Source organism: Streptomyces sp. NRRL F-5122 (genome assembly GCF_001507435.1).
GTDB classification, from domain to species: domain Bacteria; phylum Actinomycetota; class Actinomycetes; order Streptomycetales; family Streptomycetaceae; genus Streptomyces; species Streptomyces lannensis.
Genome location: NZ_LMWH01000116.1, coordinates 90,604 through 108,060, shown reverse-complemented (window position 1 = coordinate 108,060; position 17,457 = coordinate 90,604). Strand labels below are relative to the sequence as shown.

Here is a 17,457-nt window from a genome sequence, read left to right as displayed (position 1 = left end):
GCGGTCCGACGTGCACGCCGCCGGGAACGCGGACGTGTCGTGAGCCGGCTCCGGGGCCCCGCCGGGCGGCGGGGCCCCGGCGCGGGCGGTACACGGGGCGACATCGGCACCCCCAGTGACCATAGCAACCAATTGCCCCGAATGCCCTACACGTGAATCCGCCCTAAGGTGCTCATATGGAGCACGACCTCAGTCCCTCGACCCTCGCGAACCTGCGCCGGCCACGGCTGTACCCCGCGGTGTCGGTGCTGACGCCGACGCACCGCCGCGAGCGCGACAACTCCCAGGACCGGGTCCGGCTGCGCAACATGCTGGCCGACGCCAAGAAGCAGCTCGAAGCCGATCCGGCCGTAACCCGTGATCACCGTCTCGACGTCGCGCATCAGCTCGACCGGGCACTCGCCGAGGTCGACCTGACGTACGCCGAGGACGGCCTGGTCATCTTCGCCGCCCCCGGCGAGCACCAGGTGTGGTCGCTGGCGCGCACCGTGCCCGAGCGGGTGGTCCTATCGGACACCTTCCTGACCCGCAACCTGGTGGCCGCCGAGGCCGCGGAGCGTCCCTTCTGGGTACTCACCGTCGCGGCCGACCGCGCGACACTGTGGAACGGCGGCGCCGACCGGGTCGCCGAGGAGCACATCGGCGGCTTCCCGATGATCCGCAGCCGGGAGAACTTCGACGCGGAGCGCCAGGAGCGGATCGGCGACATGCCGAGCACGTTCCGCGACGAGGGGACCCGCCGCTTCCTGCGCGATGTCGACACCGCCCTCAGCGGGGTGCTGCGCCGCTATCCGCGCCCGCTGTACATCACCGGCGAGCAGGCCGCGCTGTCCCTGCTCGACGAGGTCGGCAGCGTCGCCGGGGAGGCGGTGCACGTTCCGCACGGAGGGCTCGCCCACGCCACGGCCGACGCCGTCTGGCAGACGATCCGGCCGGTGATCGACGAGGAGGACCGGAAGAACATCGACACGGTGAGCCGCGAGCTGGAGTCGGCTCGCGGGCACAAGACGTTCGCCGCCGGTGTCGACGAGGTCTGGCAGAACGCCTCCGACGGCCGTATCCGGCTGCTCGCGGTCGAGGAGAACTACCGTGTGACGGTCCGCGACGGGGCCGGTGACCACCTCGAGCCCGCCGAGAGCGGCGATCTCGACGCCCGTGAGGACATCGTGGACGAGATCGTCGAGCGCTGCCTGGACACGGGCGCCGACGTCCGCTTCGTTCCGGACGGCGCCCTCGGGGACGCCCAGGGCATCGCCGGGATACTCCGCTACTGAGAACGCCCACCCCGGAGGTCTACCCTGCGCAGGGACGATCGGCGCGGCGGGAGGACGGGCATGGGTGATCTGCTGGGCGTGGCGGTACTGGGTTCGGGGCACATGGGTGCGGATCACATACGCCGGCTGGACAGCGTGGTGAGCGGTGCGCGTGTGGTGTCCGTGGCGGACCCCGAGACGGACCGCGCCAAGGAGGCCGCGGCCGGTGTCGACGGTGTCTCGGTGCACGCGGAGCCGGCCGCCGCACTCGACGCCCCCGGGGTCCGGGCCGTACTGATCGCCTCCCCGGGGCCGGCACACGAGGAGGCGCTGCTCGCGGCCTTCGAGCGCGGGCTGCCTGTGCTGTGCGAGAAGCCGATGACGCCGGACCCGGCCGGGGCCCTGCGCGTGGTGGAGGCGGAGGCCCGGCTCGGGCGGCGGCTCGCACAGGTGGGGTTCATGCGCCGGTACGACGCCGAGTACCTGCGGCTGAAGTCCCTGCTGGACAGCGGCCGGCTGGGACGGCCGCTGATGCTGCACTGCACGCATCGCAATGTGTCCTCGCCGCCGCACTTCACCACACCCATGCTCATCAACAGCTCCGTGTCGCACGAGATCGACGCCGCCCGCTGGCTGCTGGAGGAGGAGCTGACCGCGGTGACCGTGCTGCGTCCCCGGCCGTCGTCCGACGCACCCGAGGGTCTGCTGGACCCCCAGTTCGTGCTGTTCGAGACCTCCGGCGGGGCTCTCGTCGACGTGGAGATCTTCGTCAACTCGGGGTTCGGCTACCAGGTGCGCTGCGAGGCGGTCTGCGAAGGCGGCAGCGCCCGGATCGGCGACGACCGCACGATGGTCGTCACGACGGGGGGCGGTGCGTACGAGGAGGTCGCCCAGGACTACCTCGTACGGTTCGCGGAGGCCTACGACCGCGAGGTGCAGGCATGGGTCGACGCCACCCGGCAGGGGCGCGTCGCGGGCCCCTCGGTCTGGGACGGGTACGCGGCCGCGGCGGTCGCCGAGGCGGGCGTCCGGGCACTGGAGAGCGGCGTTCGGCAGTCCGTCGAGCTGGCCCCGCGACCGCAGGCGTACGAGGGCGACGGCCGTCGCACACATGCCCCTCGAACGCACAATTGAACGACCGGCCGTCCGTCCCTCGAACCCCTCAAGTCACTTACGCCACCTCAGACTTGCCCCCCTCCGGCGAGTACGCCATCTGCCTTTCGGGACCACTCCGGAGAGCCTGTGGCATATGCCAGAAGCACCACCGTATCGTGTCTTGCCAAATCCCTTACAGGGCATCGCGGGCTGTGCAACAGTCGTAACGGTCCTTCTCCCAGCCTTGGCCGAACCGTCCCCGCATCGGAGCGCGTCATGCCACCCCATCTCTCCGCGGACCGCCCTGCCGCCCAGCCGCCCCGGCCCGGTACGGTCGATGCGCTGATCTCGCAGACGCGGTGGCTGCGCGGCGAGGTGGACGCTGTGCGGCAAGGTGCGCCCGAGGACGGCTCGGACCCGGAGGGACGCTGGCAGCGCGCCCTGTGCGATCTGGCCCTGCACCAACTCCGCGACCTCGACGAGCACTTGGCGCAGCTGCGGGACGGACCGCCACCGGTTCCGGCCGAACCCCCCGTCCCACCGCCTCCGTCCGCACGCCCCGCGTCCTCCCCCGGTTCCCTGCTCAGCCGGGTCGGCAGCGCGGAATGGAACCTGCTGACCGACGAGGCGAGCTGGTCCGGCGAGCTGTACCAGATCCTGGGACGCGACCCCTCGGTCCCCGCGCTCACCCTCGACGAACTCCCCTCGCTGGTGCACGACGAGGACCGGCCCCTGCTGACGACGATGGTGACGGACTGTCTGATCGACGGCAGGCCGATCGACGGCGAGTTCCAGATCCTGCGCCCGGACGGCACGGTACGCACCGTGCACATGATGGGCGAGCCCGTGCTCGCCGCAGACGGCAGCACCGCCTCGATGTGGGCCGTGCTGCGGGACGTCAGCGAACTGCGCCGCCACCGGCGGACCGTGAGCGAGACCCGTGACTCGCTGCGGCACCACCGGGACCGCGAGCACAGCGAGCACCGGCTCGCGGTCGAGCTGCAGGAGGCCGTGCTGCCGCCGTGGCGGGGACCGCTGCGGCTCCCGCGGCAGGGCCCCGGCACCCTGGACCTGGCCGCCCGGTATCTGCCCGTATCGGCGAACACGCCGATCGGCGGCGACTGGTACGACGCCCTCGAACTGCCCGAAGGGGACATGCTGCTCAGCGTCGGCGACCTCACCGGACGCGGGGTGACCGTGGCGTCCGGCATGGCGACGCTGATCGGTGCCCTGCGCGGCACGGCCGTGACCGGGGCCGAACCGGGCCGCCTGTTGGGCTGGCTCAACCAGATGCTCGACGCCTCGGTCCAGCCGGCCCTGGGCAGCGCCGTGTGCTGTCGCTACCACCCCGCCACCCGCACCTTGAGCTGGGCGCAAGCAGGGCACCCCGTCCCGCTGCTGTTCCGCGGCGGGACGGGGCGCATGCTGGCGGCACCGGACGGCGTGCTGCTCGGCGCGACCTCGGGGGCCGCCTACGGGCAGGCCGAGGAGACGCTCGAGGAAGGCGACCTGCTGCTGCTGCACACCGACGGGCTGGTCCCGGGGTACAGCGGCCCGGCTGCCGTCCGGAGGCTGCTCGACCTGGCTCCGCGCTTCGACGGAACCCGCACAGCACAGGATTGCCTGCGGACCGTGATGGAGGAGTTGGGCGAGAGCGCGCGCGAGGACAACGCCTGTGTGCTCCTCGCCAGGGTCATGTCCTGAGCCGCGGGCATGTTCTGAGCCCGAATCAAGTCCTGACGAAACGGTTCAGGGCGTCCGCGACACCGGCACCTCCGACACAGGCGCGGGCCTCCCTCATGCCTGCGTGCTGTTACCGCCCTTGGACTTCGTCAGGCCCCTGGGAAGCGCCCGCCTGATCTCCTCACGCAGATCCTGGATCTTCGGATAGCTGGAGTACTGCCCGGTGAGCCGGTACATCTCACGCAGCCGGTCCCAGGTGCGATGGGAGGAGTTGGCCCCCATCGACGTCAGGGCCAGGCGCGCATACCGGTCGGCCTGTTCGGGGTCGTCCGCGATGAAGCACGCGGACGCGAGGGAGATGTGGTCGAAGATGTTCGACCGCTCCCGGCCCGAACCACGCAGCTCCAGCGCCTCCTTGGCGTGCCGCTGCGCGATGGCGGCCGCACCCGGCTCGTGTTCGGCCAGTGTGCGGTAGGCCAGGGCCTGCATCCCGTGCAGATCGGCCTCGTCGAACATCTGCATCCAACTCGGCGGAGGCACATCCCTCTTGTCGGAGACGAAGAGGTCCTCCGCCTCCCCGAGAGTGCGCCGCATGGCCTGCCCCTTGCCCATGGACGCCTGCGCCCAGGCCTCGATGGTGAAGAGCATGGCCTGGGTGCGCGGCAGTACCTCGTCGCCGGAGCCGGATTTGGCGAGCTGCATCAGGTCGAGTGCGTCGTCGGGCCGGCCCAGGTGCACCATCTGGCGGGCGGCGCGGGAGAGCGCCTCCCCGGCACGCGGCCGGTCGCCGCCCTCACGGGCCGCGTGGGCGGCGATGACGAAGTACTTCTGGGCCGTTGGCTCCAGGCCGATGTCGTGCGACATCCACCCGGCGAGCACGGCGAGGTTGGCGGCGACGCCCCACAGGCGCCGCTGCAGATGGTCGGGGTGGCGGTAGGAGAGCATGCCTCCCACCTCGTTGAGCTGTCCCACGACAGCCTTGCGCTGCAGCCCGCCGCCGCGGGCCGCGTCCCAGGCCCGGAACACCTCGACCGAGCGCTCCAGCTCCTCGACTTCCTGCGACCCGATGGGGGCGGCCTCATAGCGGTCGTACCCAGCGGGGTCGGCGTGCAGGGGGTCGTCGAAGCGGGGAGCGTCGGCCGCGAGGGCCGGATCGGTGTGCAGCCAATCGTTCATCGCACTGCTGAGTGCGGATCCTGCGGCGAGCGCGGCACCCGCGCCCACCAAGCCGCGTCGGTTGAGCATGAGGTCCATTCCCGTGAATTCGGTGAGGACCGCAGCCGTCCGCTCGGGCGCCCACGGAATTCCGTCGGGGTGCTGCGCATGTTCGTCGTCACGCCGTCTCCCCGCGCGCCCGTGCCGGACCAGACCGAGGTCCTCGATGGTCACGACACGGCCGAGTCGCTCCGTGAACAGCGCCGCCAGCACCCGCGGCACCGGATCGCGCGGGATCTCTCCCATGTCGATCCAACGCCGCACCCGTGAGGTGTCGGTCGCCAGCTGGGGGTGGCCCATGGCCGCCGCCTGCCGGTTCACCATCCTCGCGAGTTCGCCCTTGGACCAGCCGGTAAGGCCGAACAGGTCCGAGAGGCGGGTGTTGGGTTGTCCGCTCACGTCAAGCCCCCAGGTTCTCGGCTGAGTTGACAGTAACCCTCTGTCAGTTGCTTCGGGACTATTCGCCAGGGTTCGCCAGGGTGCGCCAGATGGTGTGCCACGGGCCCACGGGTGTCATGTAGGAACGCGCCATCCCGACCCGGTCGCCGCAGGGACATTCCCCAGGGTGCACCCGCGGCGGCCGGGGCGGGCGGCGCCGAACTCGAAGGCACACGAAGGGATCTGTATCAACCATGTACGCAGCATCGTCCTCCGTGTCCGCCCCGACCCGGTCGCTGCATCCCCGCCCGGGTGCCGGCGGCCCCTACCTCGACCCCGCGCGGCCGACGGCCCCTGTACTCGCTGCCGGCCGGGCACGGCGCGTTCCGGGTGCCGGCACGCAACCGCTCAGCGGGAGAATCGACTTGTCCGGCCCCCAGGGCGCGCAGCTGCGCACGGCGATCGCTTCGGTGCACCGCATCTGCCCGGAGTTCACTCCGGTGCAGGTGCTGCGCCGAAGCGGCCGCTCCGTGCTCCTCGTCGGCACGACGGGACGCAGCACGGCCGTCGCCAAGTGTTTATTGGACCACTCCACGATCTGGTCCGAGCGGCTCCGGCACGAGATAGCGGCATACCGGTCGTTCGTCCGGCATCGCCCACCGGTGCGGGTGCCCCGGCTCATCGCGGCGGACCCGGACAACTGCACCCTGGTGATCGAGCGGATGCCCGGCCGGGTGGCCGCGTTGCAGCGGCATCCGGCGGAGGCGCCGCCGCGAGCCGACATCCGGGCGGCACTCGGTGCGATCTGCCGGCTGAACGCCTGGCGTCCACCGGCCGGGACGTTCGACGCGCCGCTGGACTACGCGGAGCGGATCTCGCGCTTCCACGATCTGGGGCTGCTGACGGACCGGGACATGGGAGACCTGCAGAAACTGCTGCACGGTATCGCCCACGCCGCGGGCCGTCAGGGCATGGGCCAGTTCTGCCACGGCGACGCCCTGCTGTCGAACATCCTGCTCTCACCGGCGGGTCCCGTGCTGGTGGACTGGGAGCACGCGGGCTGGTATTTGCCCGGGTACGACCTGGCCACACTGTGGACGGTCCTCGGTGACGCCCCGGTCGCCCGCCGTCAGATCAGCCAGATCGCGCAGTCGGCGGGGCCCGCCTCGCGCGACGCCTTCCTGGTCAACCTGATGCTCGTGCTCACCCGCGAGATCCGAACCTATGAGACGGCCGTGCAGCGATCGATGCACGACACGACCCCCGCGGCATCGGGAGTGGCCCACCCGGGTGCTGCGCCGTCCGGCGAGGAACAGCGGCTGCTGCTACGGCGGCTGCACGACGACTGCCAGATGGCCCGCAGGGCCGTACGAGCGGCGGTCGGTACTCGCTGAGGGGGATGGCGGTCCGCGGTGCGCTCGCGCGAGCGACGCACCGCGGGCCTTCGTCATGTCCGGGCCCTCTCCGCACACCGTGCGGGCCTCCTCCGTACGGGCCATTGGTCCACTCCACTGATGCCCCGCAGGCTGTTCCACTACCGTCGCGAAAATCCACGCCACCGCTGCTGACATGGGAAATCCCTTCCTCCTGGGCGTGATTGACGGATCGTCGCGAAGCCGGTACCACTGACGCACGTTCGGCCCCCGCACGCCCCAGAGCGCCCCACCGTCCCAGGAGGCTGCCTTGCGCGGATCCGCCATCGACCTTCGCACTCCCACCGGACGCAGACGCGCCCGCAGAACCGCGGTGGCCGCTGCCTCGGCCGCCCTGCTGCTTCCACTGCTGGGTGCCGCCCCGGCGGCGCCGGGAAGCGACGCACCGGCCGACCTGCAAAGGGCCTTCGCCACGGCCGCCGCCCGATACCACGTGCCGCAGAGCGTGCTGCTCGGCGTGTCCTACCTCCAGTCCCGCTGGGACACGCACGCCGGCGCGCCCAGCGTCTCGGGCGGCTACGGCCCGATGCACCTCACGGACGCCCGGACCGCGATCGCCGGGGCCTCCCACCACGGCGAAGGCACGGAGGACGCCCGCGGCGACCAGGCACGTGCGGCGCTGCTGCCCACCACGACGGTGCCGGCGGGCTCCGTACTCCCGGCGAGGCTGAAGACACTGACCAAGGCCGCCGCGCTGACCGGCATCCCGGCAGAGCGGCTGCGCACCGACCCCGCGGCGAACATCGCGGGCGGCGCCGCACTGCTCGCCGACGCGCAGCGGCGCCTCGGCGTGTCGCTCGGCACGGATCCGGCCCACTGGTACGGCGCAGTGGCGGAGTTCTCGGGTGCGGAGGACAGGTCCACGGCGTCCGCGTACGCCGACGACGTCTTCCAGGTCATGCGCGAGGGCGAGCGGCGCACCACCGACCAGGGGCAGGGCGTGACGCTCACCGCGCAGCCCGCGCTGACACCCGACACCGCGCAACTGGCCCGCACCGGGCTGCGCGCCATGTCCTCCGACGGCACCGAGTGCCCGCGGACCGTGGCCTGCGAGTGGATCCCCGCGCCGTACGAGGAGTTCGGCGACGACTACGGCAACCACGACCTGGGCGACCGGCCCGCCTCGCAGAGCATCAGGTACATCGTCGTCCATGACACGGAAGGCCAGTGGGACGGCGTCCTGAATCTGATCAAGGACCCGACCTATGTGTCATGGAACTACACCGTCCGTTCCACGGACGGGTTGATCGCTCAGCATGTGAAGGCCAAGGATGTGGCCTGGCACGCGGGCAACTGGTACGTCAACGCCAAGTCGATCGGCATCGAGCACGAGGGTTTCCTCGTCGCGCCGGATGCCTGGTACACGGAGGCGATGTACCGCTCGTCGGCGCGGCTGGTGCGGTACCTCGCCGCGAAGTACCGCATCCCCCTGGACCGGCAGCACATCCTGGGGCACGACAACGTTCCCGGCACGACGACGTCCACCATCCCCGGTATGCACACGGACCCGGGCCCCTACTGGGACTGGCGGCACTACTTCGAACTGCTCGGCAGACCGTTCCACGCCACGGCCGGCTCCGGGGGCGGTCTGGTGACGATCCTGCCTGACTACCGCGCCAACCGGCCGCAGTACACGGGCTGCACCACCGCGGGCGAGCCGTGCGCGGAGCACGGCTCGAGCGAGGTGCGCCTGTACAGCGCGCCCGACGAGAATGCCCCACTGATCAAGGACATCGGGCTGCGCCCCCAGGGCGACCCCTCGACAATCGACGTGAACGACGTGGGCTCACGCGTATCCACCGGTCAGCAGTACGCCGTCGCCGACCGTGACGGGGACTGGACGGCGATCTGGTACCTGGGCCAGAAGGCCTGGTTCCACGACCCGAAGGGGCGGCGCACGGCCGTGAACGCGTCGGGCCTCGTGGTCACGCCCAAGACCGGCCTCACCGACATCCCCGTGTACGGCCGGGCGTACCCGGAGAAGGAGGCGTACCCCGAGGGGGTGCCCGCGCAGTCGGTCTCCCCGCTGTCGTACCGGCTGCCGGCCGGCCAGCGTTATGCCGTCGGTGACGCCCTGCCGGGCGAGTACTACTACGCGGTCACGTTCACGTCGGACTCGCACCGGGTCGTCGTCGGCAAGGACCTCTACTACGAGATCCAGTTCGGTCACCGGGTGGCGTTCGTCCGGGCCGCGGACGTCCGGCTGCTGCCCTCGGCCTCGTAGCAGGGCACAACGGCCGGGCCCCGCGGGGCCCGGCCCTTCCTGCACGGACGTCTGGCAGGTCAGCCCTGCTGGAACAGCTCCGCCGGCAACGGCTTGAGCAGCGCGTACAGGTCGTCGGTGATGGGGCGGTCCCAGGCCGCGATGGTGACCAGGACGTTGTCACTGCGGTCGAACTGGACGCAGGAGATCCGGCCCTCGGAGAGCTTCAGCCGGCGCACGATCAGAAGGTTGTCGCCCTGCATCACCGGGATGTCCTCGCTCCCGACGACGGTGACCTCCTCGTCGTTCTCCAGCGCGATGAGGAGCTGGGCAACCTCGAACGGGATCTCTCCCTCGGCGACCTCGCGGGCCGGGGAGCCCTCGGGCAGGTTGCCGATGATCATCGCGGGACCGCGGCCGCCGAACAGGTCGTAGCGCAGGAAGACACCCTGGCAGCTGCCGTCGGGGGCGGGCAGCAGACCGGCACCGAGATTGCCCGGCCAGTCACCCGGGTCCATGGCCAGGACATCAAAATCCGGCCCGGCGGGAGTGGCGCTGCGGCGGCGGAGGAAGGACATGCCGCAATGGTACGTGGCCGAGCGGGAAGCGGGGCTGTGGGCCCGCTCTCGTGGGGCGCCCGTCGTCGGCGGGTCCCCGGGGCGCGACCCGGGGCGCCGCGAGGTGTCGCGCCCGCCGACTGGGCCGACCCGAACCGGCACTTCGGCGGCCCCGACCGGGCGTTCGAGGAGGATGCCGCGAAGGTGATCCGCTTCCGGCGCACCCGGGGGACCGGGTCCGCCCACCCGGTGCCTCGCGGGCCCCTCCGGTCAGCCGTCGGTGCGGATCGGCTCCGCTGCCGGCGGGATCACCGCGACGGGGCTCGCCGCATGGAGCAGTACGGCCTGGGTCACCGAACCGATCATGCGTGCGGGGGCCAGCAACCGTCGGCGGTGGCGGCCCACGACGACCAGCTCGGCGTCCTTGGAGGCGGCGACCAGATGGCCCGCTGCCTGGCCGGGAGGGGTCGAGAGCTCGACGCGCACATCCGGGTGCCGCTCGCGGTGGACGGGGAGGAGGCCCGCGACCAGGGTGCGGATCTCCTCCTGGACGGCGTCGTCCTCGACATCCGGGGACACCATCTGGCCGGGCACCGACCAGATCTCGAGCGGGGCCCAGAGATAGGACGAGATCACATGCAGCGCGGCGTGGCGCCGGTCCGCCTCCGCGAAGGCGAAGGCGAGAGTGGCCACGGTGGGGCCGTCGACGTCCACGCCGACGACGACCCGCGGTCCCGGCGCGACGGGGGGACCCTCGTGCACCTCGCGTCCCGGACGCGGCACCACGACCACCGGGCAGTCGGCCTCTCCCGCGACCGCGAGGCTGGTGGACCCGAGGAGGAGACTGGCGAATCCCCCTCGGCCGCGCGAGCCGACCACCATGAGCTGGGCGTCCGCGCCCAGTTCGGGCAGGACGGTGGACACGGCACCGTCGCAGGCCACGTACTCCGTTGCCGGAAGGTCCTGCCGGTCAGCCAGTTGTGCGCGGACGTGGTCGAGCACAGGCTCCTCGACCGATGGCGCAGGCGCGGCAGCCACGACGTCGGGCTGCGCCCGCCTCACCTGCCCACGTACATGCACCACCCACAGCGGTGCCGCGCGCAGCCGTGCGGCGGCCAACGCCCAGTCGAGCGCGCGCAGGCTGTCGTCCGATCCGTCGACGGCCACGACGACCGGCAGAGTGATCATGAACTCCTCGCCTCCGGCACACCGCTGTGCACCCTCCGGGGCCAGCCTGACGCACACGGCGGCCCCGGCGTGGATGCGACGGCCGCGTGTCCGGAAATTCCGGACCGGCGACGAGTCACCTCACGAGGGCGGTCAGGTGAGGTCGAACTCCCCCTTCCGCGCCCCCGACACGAACGCACCCCATTCCGCCGGGGTGAAGATCAGGGAGGGACTTTCGGGGCGGCCACTGTTGCGCATCGCGATGAACCCTTCGACAAAGGCGATCTGGACATCCCCGAGCCCTCGGCTGCTGGAGTGCCAGTCGGCCTTGCTCAGATCCAGCTCCGGCTTGTCCCAGCCCATGAGCGACTGCTGCTGGATGGTGCTCTCGGCCACGTCCGTGCTCCTCCCGGTTCGTCGTCCGCGGCCAGCCTAGCCATCGCATCCCACTGCCGACAGGTCACGTGACGGGGATGCCGTCACGAGGTCGGCGGACGGTCCCCGACCAGCCACATGGAGAAGAACTGGGACCCTCCGCCGTAGGCGTGCCCGAGGACCCGCCTGGCCCGGTCCACCTGGTGTTCTCCCGCCTGTCCGCGCACCTGGAGTGCCGCCTCCGCGAAGCGGATCATGCCGGAGGCGCCGATGGGGTTCGTCGAGAGCACTCCGCCCGACATGTTGACGGGCAGGTCCCCGTCGAGCTCGGTCACGCCCGACTCGGTGAGCTTCCAGCCCTCGCCCTCCGCGGCGAAACCGAGGTTCTCCAGCCACATCGGCTCGTACCAGGAGAAGGGCACGTACATCTCCACCCCGTCGACGTCCCGGCGCGGGTCGGCGATCCCCGCCTGCCGGTAGACGTCGGCGGCACAGTTCCTGCCCGCCCGCGGGGAGACGAAGTCCTTGCCTGCGAAGAGGGTCGGCTCGCTGCGCATCGCTCCACCGAGCATCCACGCGGGACGCCGGGGCGAACGGGCCGCTCCCGCACGGTCGGTGAGCACCATGGCACAGGCGCCGTCGGAGGACGGGCAGGTCTCCGAGTAGCGGATCGGGTCCCAGAGCATGGGTGAGGACTGCACCTTCTCCAGGGTGATGTCGTGCTCGTGCAGGTGGGCGTACGGGTTCTTCAGGGCATTGCGCCGGTCCTTGTACGCGACCAGTGAACCGACCGTGTCGGGGGCGCCGCTGCGCCGCATATAGGCGCGCACATGCGGAGCGAAGAAGCCACCCGCTCCGGCCAGCAGCGGCTGCTGGAAGGGGATCGGCAGCGACAGACCCCACATGGCGTTGGACTCGGACTGCTTCTCGTAGGCGAGGGTCAGCACCGTGCCGTGCACACGGGCCGCGACGAGACCCGCCGCCACGAGAGCGGTGGAACCGCCCACCGAACCCGCGGTGTGCACCCTGAGCATGGGCTTGCCGACGGCGCCGAGGGCGTCGGCGAGATACAGCTCCGGCATCATGACGCCCTCGAAGAAGTCGGGCGCCTTGCCGATGACCACGGCATCGACGTCCGACCAGGTCAACTCGGCGTCCTCCAGGGCACGTCGGGCTGCCTCCCGGACGAGCCCGGCGATGGACACGTCCCGGCGCGCGGCCACGTGCTTGGTCTGTCCGATGCCGGTGACGGCCACGGGCTCCTTGCTCATCGCGGCTCCCCTTCGAGTACGGCGACCAGGTTCTGCTGCAGGCACGGGCCGGACGTGGCATGGGCGAGCGCGCGGTCGGAGGCGCCGCGGTGGATACGGGCGGCGGCCTCTCCGATGCGGATCAGACCCGCGGCCATCACCGGGTTGGCGGCGAGGGCCCCTCCGGAGGGGTTGACGGTGACCGTGCCGTCCAGGCGCAGGGCCCTGCGTAGGACCACCTCCTGGGCTGTGAACGGCGCATGCAACTCGGCGGTGTCGACGGGGCGTTCGAAGGCCCCGGCCTTCTCCGCCGCGAGCCGTGCGGACGGCGAGTCGGTGAGGTCGCGCACTCCGAGGCCGTGCGCCTCGATCCGGTGGTCGATGCCACGGATCCACGCGGGTCGTGCACACAGCTCCCGGGCCCGCTCACCCGCTGCGAGGACCACGGCGGCGGCACCATCGCCGATCGGCGAGCAGTCGCCGGTGCGCAGCGGCCGAACCCGGTAGTCGCCGTGCGGGACCGAACCCCTCAGCTGCGCATGGGGGTTGTCGGCCGCGGCGGTACGGCTGCGCGCGGCGATGCCGGCCAGCGCGGGTTCGTCGGTCTCGCCCGCGTCGATGAGGGCCTGTGCCTGGAGCGCGGCGAGCGCCACCGAGTCCGGCCACAGCGGCGCCATGTAGTACGGGTCGAGCTGACGGGTCAGGACGTCCCGTACGGATCCGGCCGACGACTTGCCGTACGCGTAGACCAGCGCGGTGTCGGCGTCACCCGTGAGCAGCTTCGTCCAGGCCTCGTACAGCGCCCACGCGCCGTCCATCTCGACGTGCGACTCGGAGATCGGGGGCCAGGCTCCCACGCCGTCCAGGGCGAGGGTGAACGAGAAGGCGCGCCCCGCGAGGTAGTCGCTGGAGCCGGAGCAGGTGAAGTCGATGTCGGCGGCCTTCAGACCGGTCCGATGCAGCACGTCGTGCAGCACCGGCATGAGCATCTCCACCTCGGAGAGTTCCTCGGTGGTGCGCCGGTGGTCGGTCTGCGCGAAGGCGACGACGGCGATCTCGCGGACCTCTGGGTCTTCTTCCCACCTCACAGCAGCTCCTTGTACGACTCGTAGTCCGCGTCCGGTTCGCCCGTGGGCCGGTAGTGATCGGGATGGCGCGCCCCTTCGGTCCACACCGGCTCGACCCGCAGCCCCATGCGCACCTGGTCGTAGGAGATGCCCCCGATGCGGCCGTGCAGCGCGAGGTCGGCGCCGTCGAGGGCGATGTGCGCGTAGACGTACGGCACTTCGATGTCGAGGTTCTTCGCCTTGATGTTCACGATGCAGAAGGTCGTGACCGTGCCGCGGGGTCCCGCCTCGACCTGCTCGGACGTGGCGACACCGCAGGTGGGGCAGGCGCCTCGGGGCGGGATGTACACCTTTCGGCACGAGGGGCAGCGCTCGCCCACGGTCCGGCGTTCGGACAGGGCGCCGATGTGGGCGGACTGGGCGCGACCGGGCGTGTAGACGTAGTCGAGCCGGGCCGGGCCGGGACCACGATGCCGGTCACCGCGTCCTCGAACTCGCCGTCGTGGCCGCCCGGTTCGACGGGATCACCGTCGTAGGTCTCGAAGCAGGCGATGTCCGTGATGGCGCCGGAGCGCTCCGCGGCCCAGCGGATCCGGACCCGCATGCCGGTCCGTACGGCATCGGGGCCGGAGGCGTCGAGGGCGTGCAGCAGGGCGGTGCCCGCGCCGTCGAGCCGGACCAGGACCCAGGCGAAGGGGCGGTCGAGGGGCTGGCCGCGGCGGGGGGCGTGGTTCCAGGCCCATGTGGTGACGGTCCCGGTGGGGGCGACCTCGACGAGGTCGCGGAGTTCCTCGGCGGTCACGGGGTCGTACTCGACGGGTGGGACGAGGGTCCGGCCGTCGCTTGTCCGCACCCCGAGGACAACACGTTCCCGCAGGCCCGTGAGAAAGGCGCTCTGCACGGGCCCGAGAGAGCGGGTGAAGGGGAACTCGACGACGAGGGGGGCTTTGAGGACTTCGGGCATCCCGTATCTCCTTGTGTCTCCCGGGGGATCACGCGCGTCGGTAGACGGGCGGCCGCTTCTCCGCGAACGCGCGGGTGCCCTCCTTCGCGTCCGCGGTGTCGAAGACGGGCCATCCGCGCTTCAGTTCGGCGGCGAGCCCTTCCGTCTCGGTCATCCCGGCGGTCTCGTGCACGGACGCCTTGACGGCCTCGACCGCGAGCGGGCCGCAGGCGTTGATCCGTTCGGCCGTCTCCAGGGCCGCGGCGAGCGCGCTGCCGTCGGGCACGACACGGCCGACAAGGCCGATGCCGGCCGCCTCGCCTGCCGTGTACGGGCGTCCGGTGAGCAGCATCTCGAGGGCGTGGGTCCGCGGGATCTGCCGCTGCAGGCGGACGGTCGAACCGCCGATGGGGAAGAGTCCGCGCCGCACCTCGAACAGGCCGAAGGTCGCGGACTCCCCCGCCACCCGGATGTCGGTCCCCTGCAGAATCTCGGTGCCGCCCGCCACGCACGGCCCCTCGACGGCGGCGATCACCGGTTTGCGGGGGCGATGATGGCGCAGCATCGCCTTCCAGTGCAGATCCGGGTCGGCGACGAGCCGGTCGCGGTACTGCTGCCCCTCAAGGCCCTTGCCGGCAAGGGCCTTGAGGTCCATCCCGGCACAGAACGACCCGCCGGAGCCGGTGAGCACTATCGAGCGGACCTCGTCGTCCTCGTCGGCCTCGATCCAGCCGTCGTAGAGCCCCACCAGCATCGGCAACGAGAGCGCGTTCCTGGCCTCGGGCCGGTTGAGCGTGAGCACCAGTGTGGCGCCTTCGCGCTGCACGGTGAGGTGTTCGGTCCCACCCATCGCTTCCTCCCGTCTGCGGAACGAGAACAGGTTGCAGGAGGCGCGAAGCCAGGACAAGGGTTTTCTGACAGATAGTCAGATTACTTGTGCGGGGGCCCTTCCCAGTTGTGCCGGCCTTTGCTCTGATGACCCGCGAACCGAGGATCGCCTTCTTCGCGGAGCGGCGCCGGGGTCAGGAGGAGCGGTGGAGTACAACCTTGCGGACCTGTTCGAGTCGGCGTCGACGTGGTTCCGGACCGCGAGGCGCTCGTGTACGTCGACCACCCCGGAACGGGCGCCGAGCACCGCCTCACCTACGCGGACCTGGACGCGGCGGCCAACCGCGTCGCACACCACCTGCTCGACGCGGGGATGCGGCCGGGAGAGCATCTGGGGCTCCACCTGTACAACGGGATCGAGTACCTGCAGACGGTGCTCGGCTGCCTGAAGGCCCGGATCGTCCCGGTGAACGTCAACTACCGTTATGTCGAGGAGGAGTTGGCGTACCTCCACCGGGACGCGGATCTGGTTGCGCTCGTCTTCGACGCGGAGTTCGCCGACCGGGTGGCCACGTCCGTGCCCCGGGCGGACAGGCTGAGGAATCTGCTGCGGGTGGGCACCCCACCCCCGGACGCGGCCGGGCCGCCCGCCGAGGACTTCGCCGAGGCCGTGGCCGCCGCCTCCCCCGGGCGGGACTTCGCCCCGCGTTCGGCCGACGACCAGTTCATCATCTACACCGGCGGCACCACCGGCATGCCCAAGGGTGTGATGTGGCGCCAGGAGGACCTGTTCTTCGCGGGTCTCGGCGGCGGCGCACCGACCGGCGATCCGGTGCGCAAGCCGCAGGAGCTCGCCGAGCGCGTCGCCGCCGGCGGGGACGGCATCACCTTCTTCCCGACTCCTCCGCTGATGCACGGCACTTCCACGCTGACGGCGTTCATCGGCTTCAACTTCGGACAGCGGGTCGTGATCCACCGCAAGTTCGTGGCCGAAGAGGTGCTGCGGACCGTCGAGAAGGAGAAGGTCACCAGCGTGTCGCTGGTGGGTGACGCGATGCTGCGGCCGCTGATCGACGCACTGAACGGTCCGATGAAAGGCACGGACTGCTCGTCCCTGTTCAGCGTGTCGTCGTCGGGGGCCATCATGTCGGAGACGGTGCGGGCACAGTTCCAGGCACTCGTCCCGAACGCCGTGCTGCTGAACAACTTCGGTTCCTCGGAGTCGGGCTTCAACGGAACTGCCACCCCCGACTCCGGCCCGGACAACGGCTTCCGCATCCACGTCAACTCCCGCACCCGTGTCGTGGATCCGCTCACCCATGAACCGGTGGCGGCCGGTGACGTGGGCCGCGTCGCCCAGTGCGGGAACGTACCCCTCGGCTACTACAACGACCCGGGGAAGACCGCCGAGACCTTCTTCCTCAAGGACGGCGTGCGCTGGGTGCTCCTCGGTGACATGGCCACGGTCGACGAGGAGGGGGTCGTCACGGTCCCCGGTCGCGGCTCGCAGTGCATCAACACCGGTGGGGAGAAGGTGTATCCGGAGGAGGTCGAGCAGGCGCTCAAGTCACATCCGGACGTCTACGACGCGCTGGTGACCGGGGTGCCCGACGCGAGATGGGGCAACCACGTCGCCGCGGTCGTGCAGTTGCGCACGGGAGCGGCGCGGCCGTCCCTGGACGACATCCAGAGTCACTGCCGGACGCGACTGGCGGGCTACAAGGTGCCGCGCCAGCTGGTGATCATCGAGGTCGTCCGGCGTTCACCGAGCGGCAAGGCGGACTACCGCTGGGCGAAGCAGATCGCGGTGGCGGCGAACCGCTGAAGACGTCGGGTCCGGCCGCCGATCGAGGTGTTCGCGCGGCGCCTCCGACCGCCTCACCGATCGCACGTTCCCTCCGCCCGTTGGGGACCCGAGCCCTCAGGGACTCGGCGGTGATCGAGGCCTGCCTCATGACGCGCCCGGGATGGCGTGCCGCCTCGAGGAGGGTGCGGCCGGCGGCCGCCGAG

At 71.2% G+C, this 17,457-nt stretch carries 12 protein-coding genes and 2 pseudogenes; 6 read left to right on the top strand and 8 right to left on the bottom strand.

Annotation, left to right across the window (positions count from 1 at the left end; translation table 11 throughout):
* Positions 1–176 precede the first annotated feature (176 nt).
* From ADL25_RS13570 to ADL25_RS13560, 3 genes are all read left to right on the top strand, one after another.
* Positions 177–1,274, top strand: a complete 1,098-nt coding sequence (locus ADL25_RS13570; RefSeq protein WP_059127954.1) for a hypothetical protein — start codon at positions 177–179, stop codon at positions 1,272–1,274.
* Positions 1,275–1,334: 60 nt separating this feature from the next.
* The gene (locus ADL25_RS13565; protein ID WP_059127953.1) at positions 1,335–2,387 is read left to right on the top strand and encodes a Gfo/Idh/MocA family protein; all 1,053 of its coding nucleotides are present in this window, start codon (positions 1,335–1,337) and stop codon (positions 2,385–2,387) included.
* Positions 2,388–2,624: 237 nt separating this feature from the next.
* The gene (locus ADL25_RS13560) at positions 2,625–4,052 is read left to right on the top strand and encodes a PP2C family protein-serine/threonine phosphatase (protein WP_059127952.1); all 1,428 of its coding nucleotides are present in this window, start codon (positions 2,625–2,627) and stop codon (positions 4,050–4,052) included.
* 93 nt (positions 4,053–4,145) lie between these two features.
* Here ADL25_RS13560 and ADL25_RS13555 read toward each other — a convergent pair whose 3' ends face one another.
* Positions 4,146–5,645, bottom strand: coding sequence for a hypothetical protein (locus ADL25_RS13555; RefSeq protein WP_059127951.1), 1,500 nt, complete (start codon positions 5,643–5,645; stop codon positions 4,146–4,148).
* A 233-nt stretch (positions 5,646–5,878) separates the two neighbouring features.
* Here ADL25_RS13555 and ADL25_RS13550 point away from each other — a divergent pair, with 233 nt between their 5' ends.
* Both ADL25_RS13550 and ADL25_RS13545 read left to right on the top strand, forming a co-directional pair.
* Positions 5,879–7,018, top strand: coding sequence for an aminoglycoside phosphotransferase family protein (locus ADL25_RS13550; RefSeq protein ID WP_059127950.1), 1,140 nt, complete (start codon positions 5,879–5,881; stop codon positions 7,016–7,018).
* Between the two features lie 289 nt (positions 7,019–7,307).
* Positions 7,308–9,281: an N-acetylmuramoyl-L-alanine amidase gene (locus ADL25_RS13545; RefSeq protein WP_059127949.1), complete on the top strand. Its 1,974-nt coding sequence runs from the start codon at positions 7,308–7,310 to the stop codon at positions 9,279–9,281.
* A gap of 59 nt (positions 9,282–9,340) precedes the next feature.
* On the opposite strand, the gene ADL25_RS13540 is transcribed toward ADL25_RS13545, so the two are convergent.
* The 7 genes and pseudogenes from ADL25_RS13540 to ADL25_RS13510 all read right to left on the bottom strand — a co-directional run bounded on the left by ADL25_RS13540 (position 9,341) and on the right by ADL25_RS13510 (position 15,469).
* Positions 9,341–9,838 (bottom strand): hypothetical protein, encoded by a 498-nt coding sequence (locus ADL25_RS13540; RefSeq protein WP_059127948.1) that lies wholly within the window; start codon positions 9,836–9,838, stop codon positions 9,341–9,343.
* Positions 9,839–10,087: 249 nt separating this feature from the next.
* Complete coding sequence (locus ADL25_RS13535) at positions 10,088–11,005, bottom strand: universal stress protein (protein WP_059127947.1); 918 nt, start codon at positions 11,003–11,005, stop codon at positions 10,088–10,090.
* 132 nt (positions 11,006–11,137) lie between these two features.
* A complete protein-coding gene (locus tag ADL25_RS13530) occupies positions 11,138–11,380 on the bottom strand; it encodes a DUF397 domain-containing protein (RefSeq protein WP_059127946.1) in 243 nt (80 codons plus the stop codon).
* Positions 11,381–11,463: 83 nt separating this feature from the next.
* Positions 11,464–12,630, bottom strand: coding sequence for a thiolase domain-containing protein (locus tag ADL25_RS13525; RefSeq protein WP_059127945.1), 1,167 nt, complete (start codon positions 12,628–12,630; stop codon positions 11,464–11,466).
* Positions 12,627–13,697: a thiolase domain-containing protein gene (locus ADL25_RS13520; RefSeq protein WP_059127944.1), complete on the bottom strand. Its 1,071-nt coding sequence runs from the start codon at positions 13,695–13,697 to the stop codon at positions 12,627–12,629. The genes ADL25_RS13525 and ADL25_RS13520 overlap by 4 nt, the downstream gene beginning before the upstream one ends.
* Positions 13,694–14,640: pseudogene (locus ADL25_RS13515) on the bottom strand (Zn-ribbon domain-containing OB-fold protein). The gene ADL25_RS13520 and the pseudogene ADL25_RS13515 overlap by 4 nt, the downstream one beginning before the upstream one ends.
* A 28-nt stretch (positions 14,641–14,668) precedes the next feature.
* The gene (locus ADL25_RS13510) at positions 14,669–15,469 is read right to left on the bottom strand and encodes a crotonase/enoyl-CoA hydratase family protein (protein ID WP_059127943.1); all 801 of its coding nucleotides are present in this window, start codon (positions 15,467–15,469) and stop codon (positions 14,669–14,671) included.
* Between the two features lie 184 nt (positions 15,470–15,653).
* On the opposite strand from ADL25_RS13510, the pseudogene ADL25_RS13505 reads away from it, so the two are divergent.
* A pseudogene (locus tag ADL25_RS13505) lies at positions 15,654–17,272 on the top strand (acyl-CoA synthetase).
* Positions 17,273–17,457: the final 185 nt, after the last annotated feature.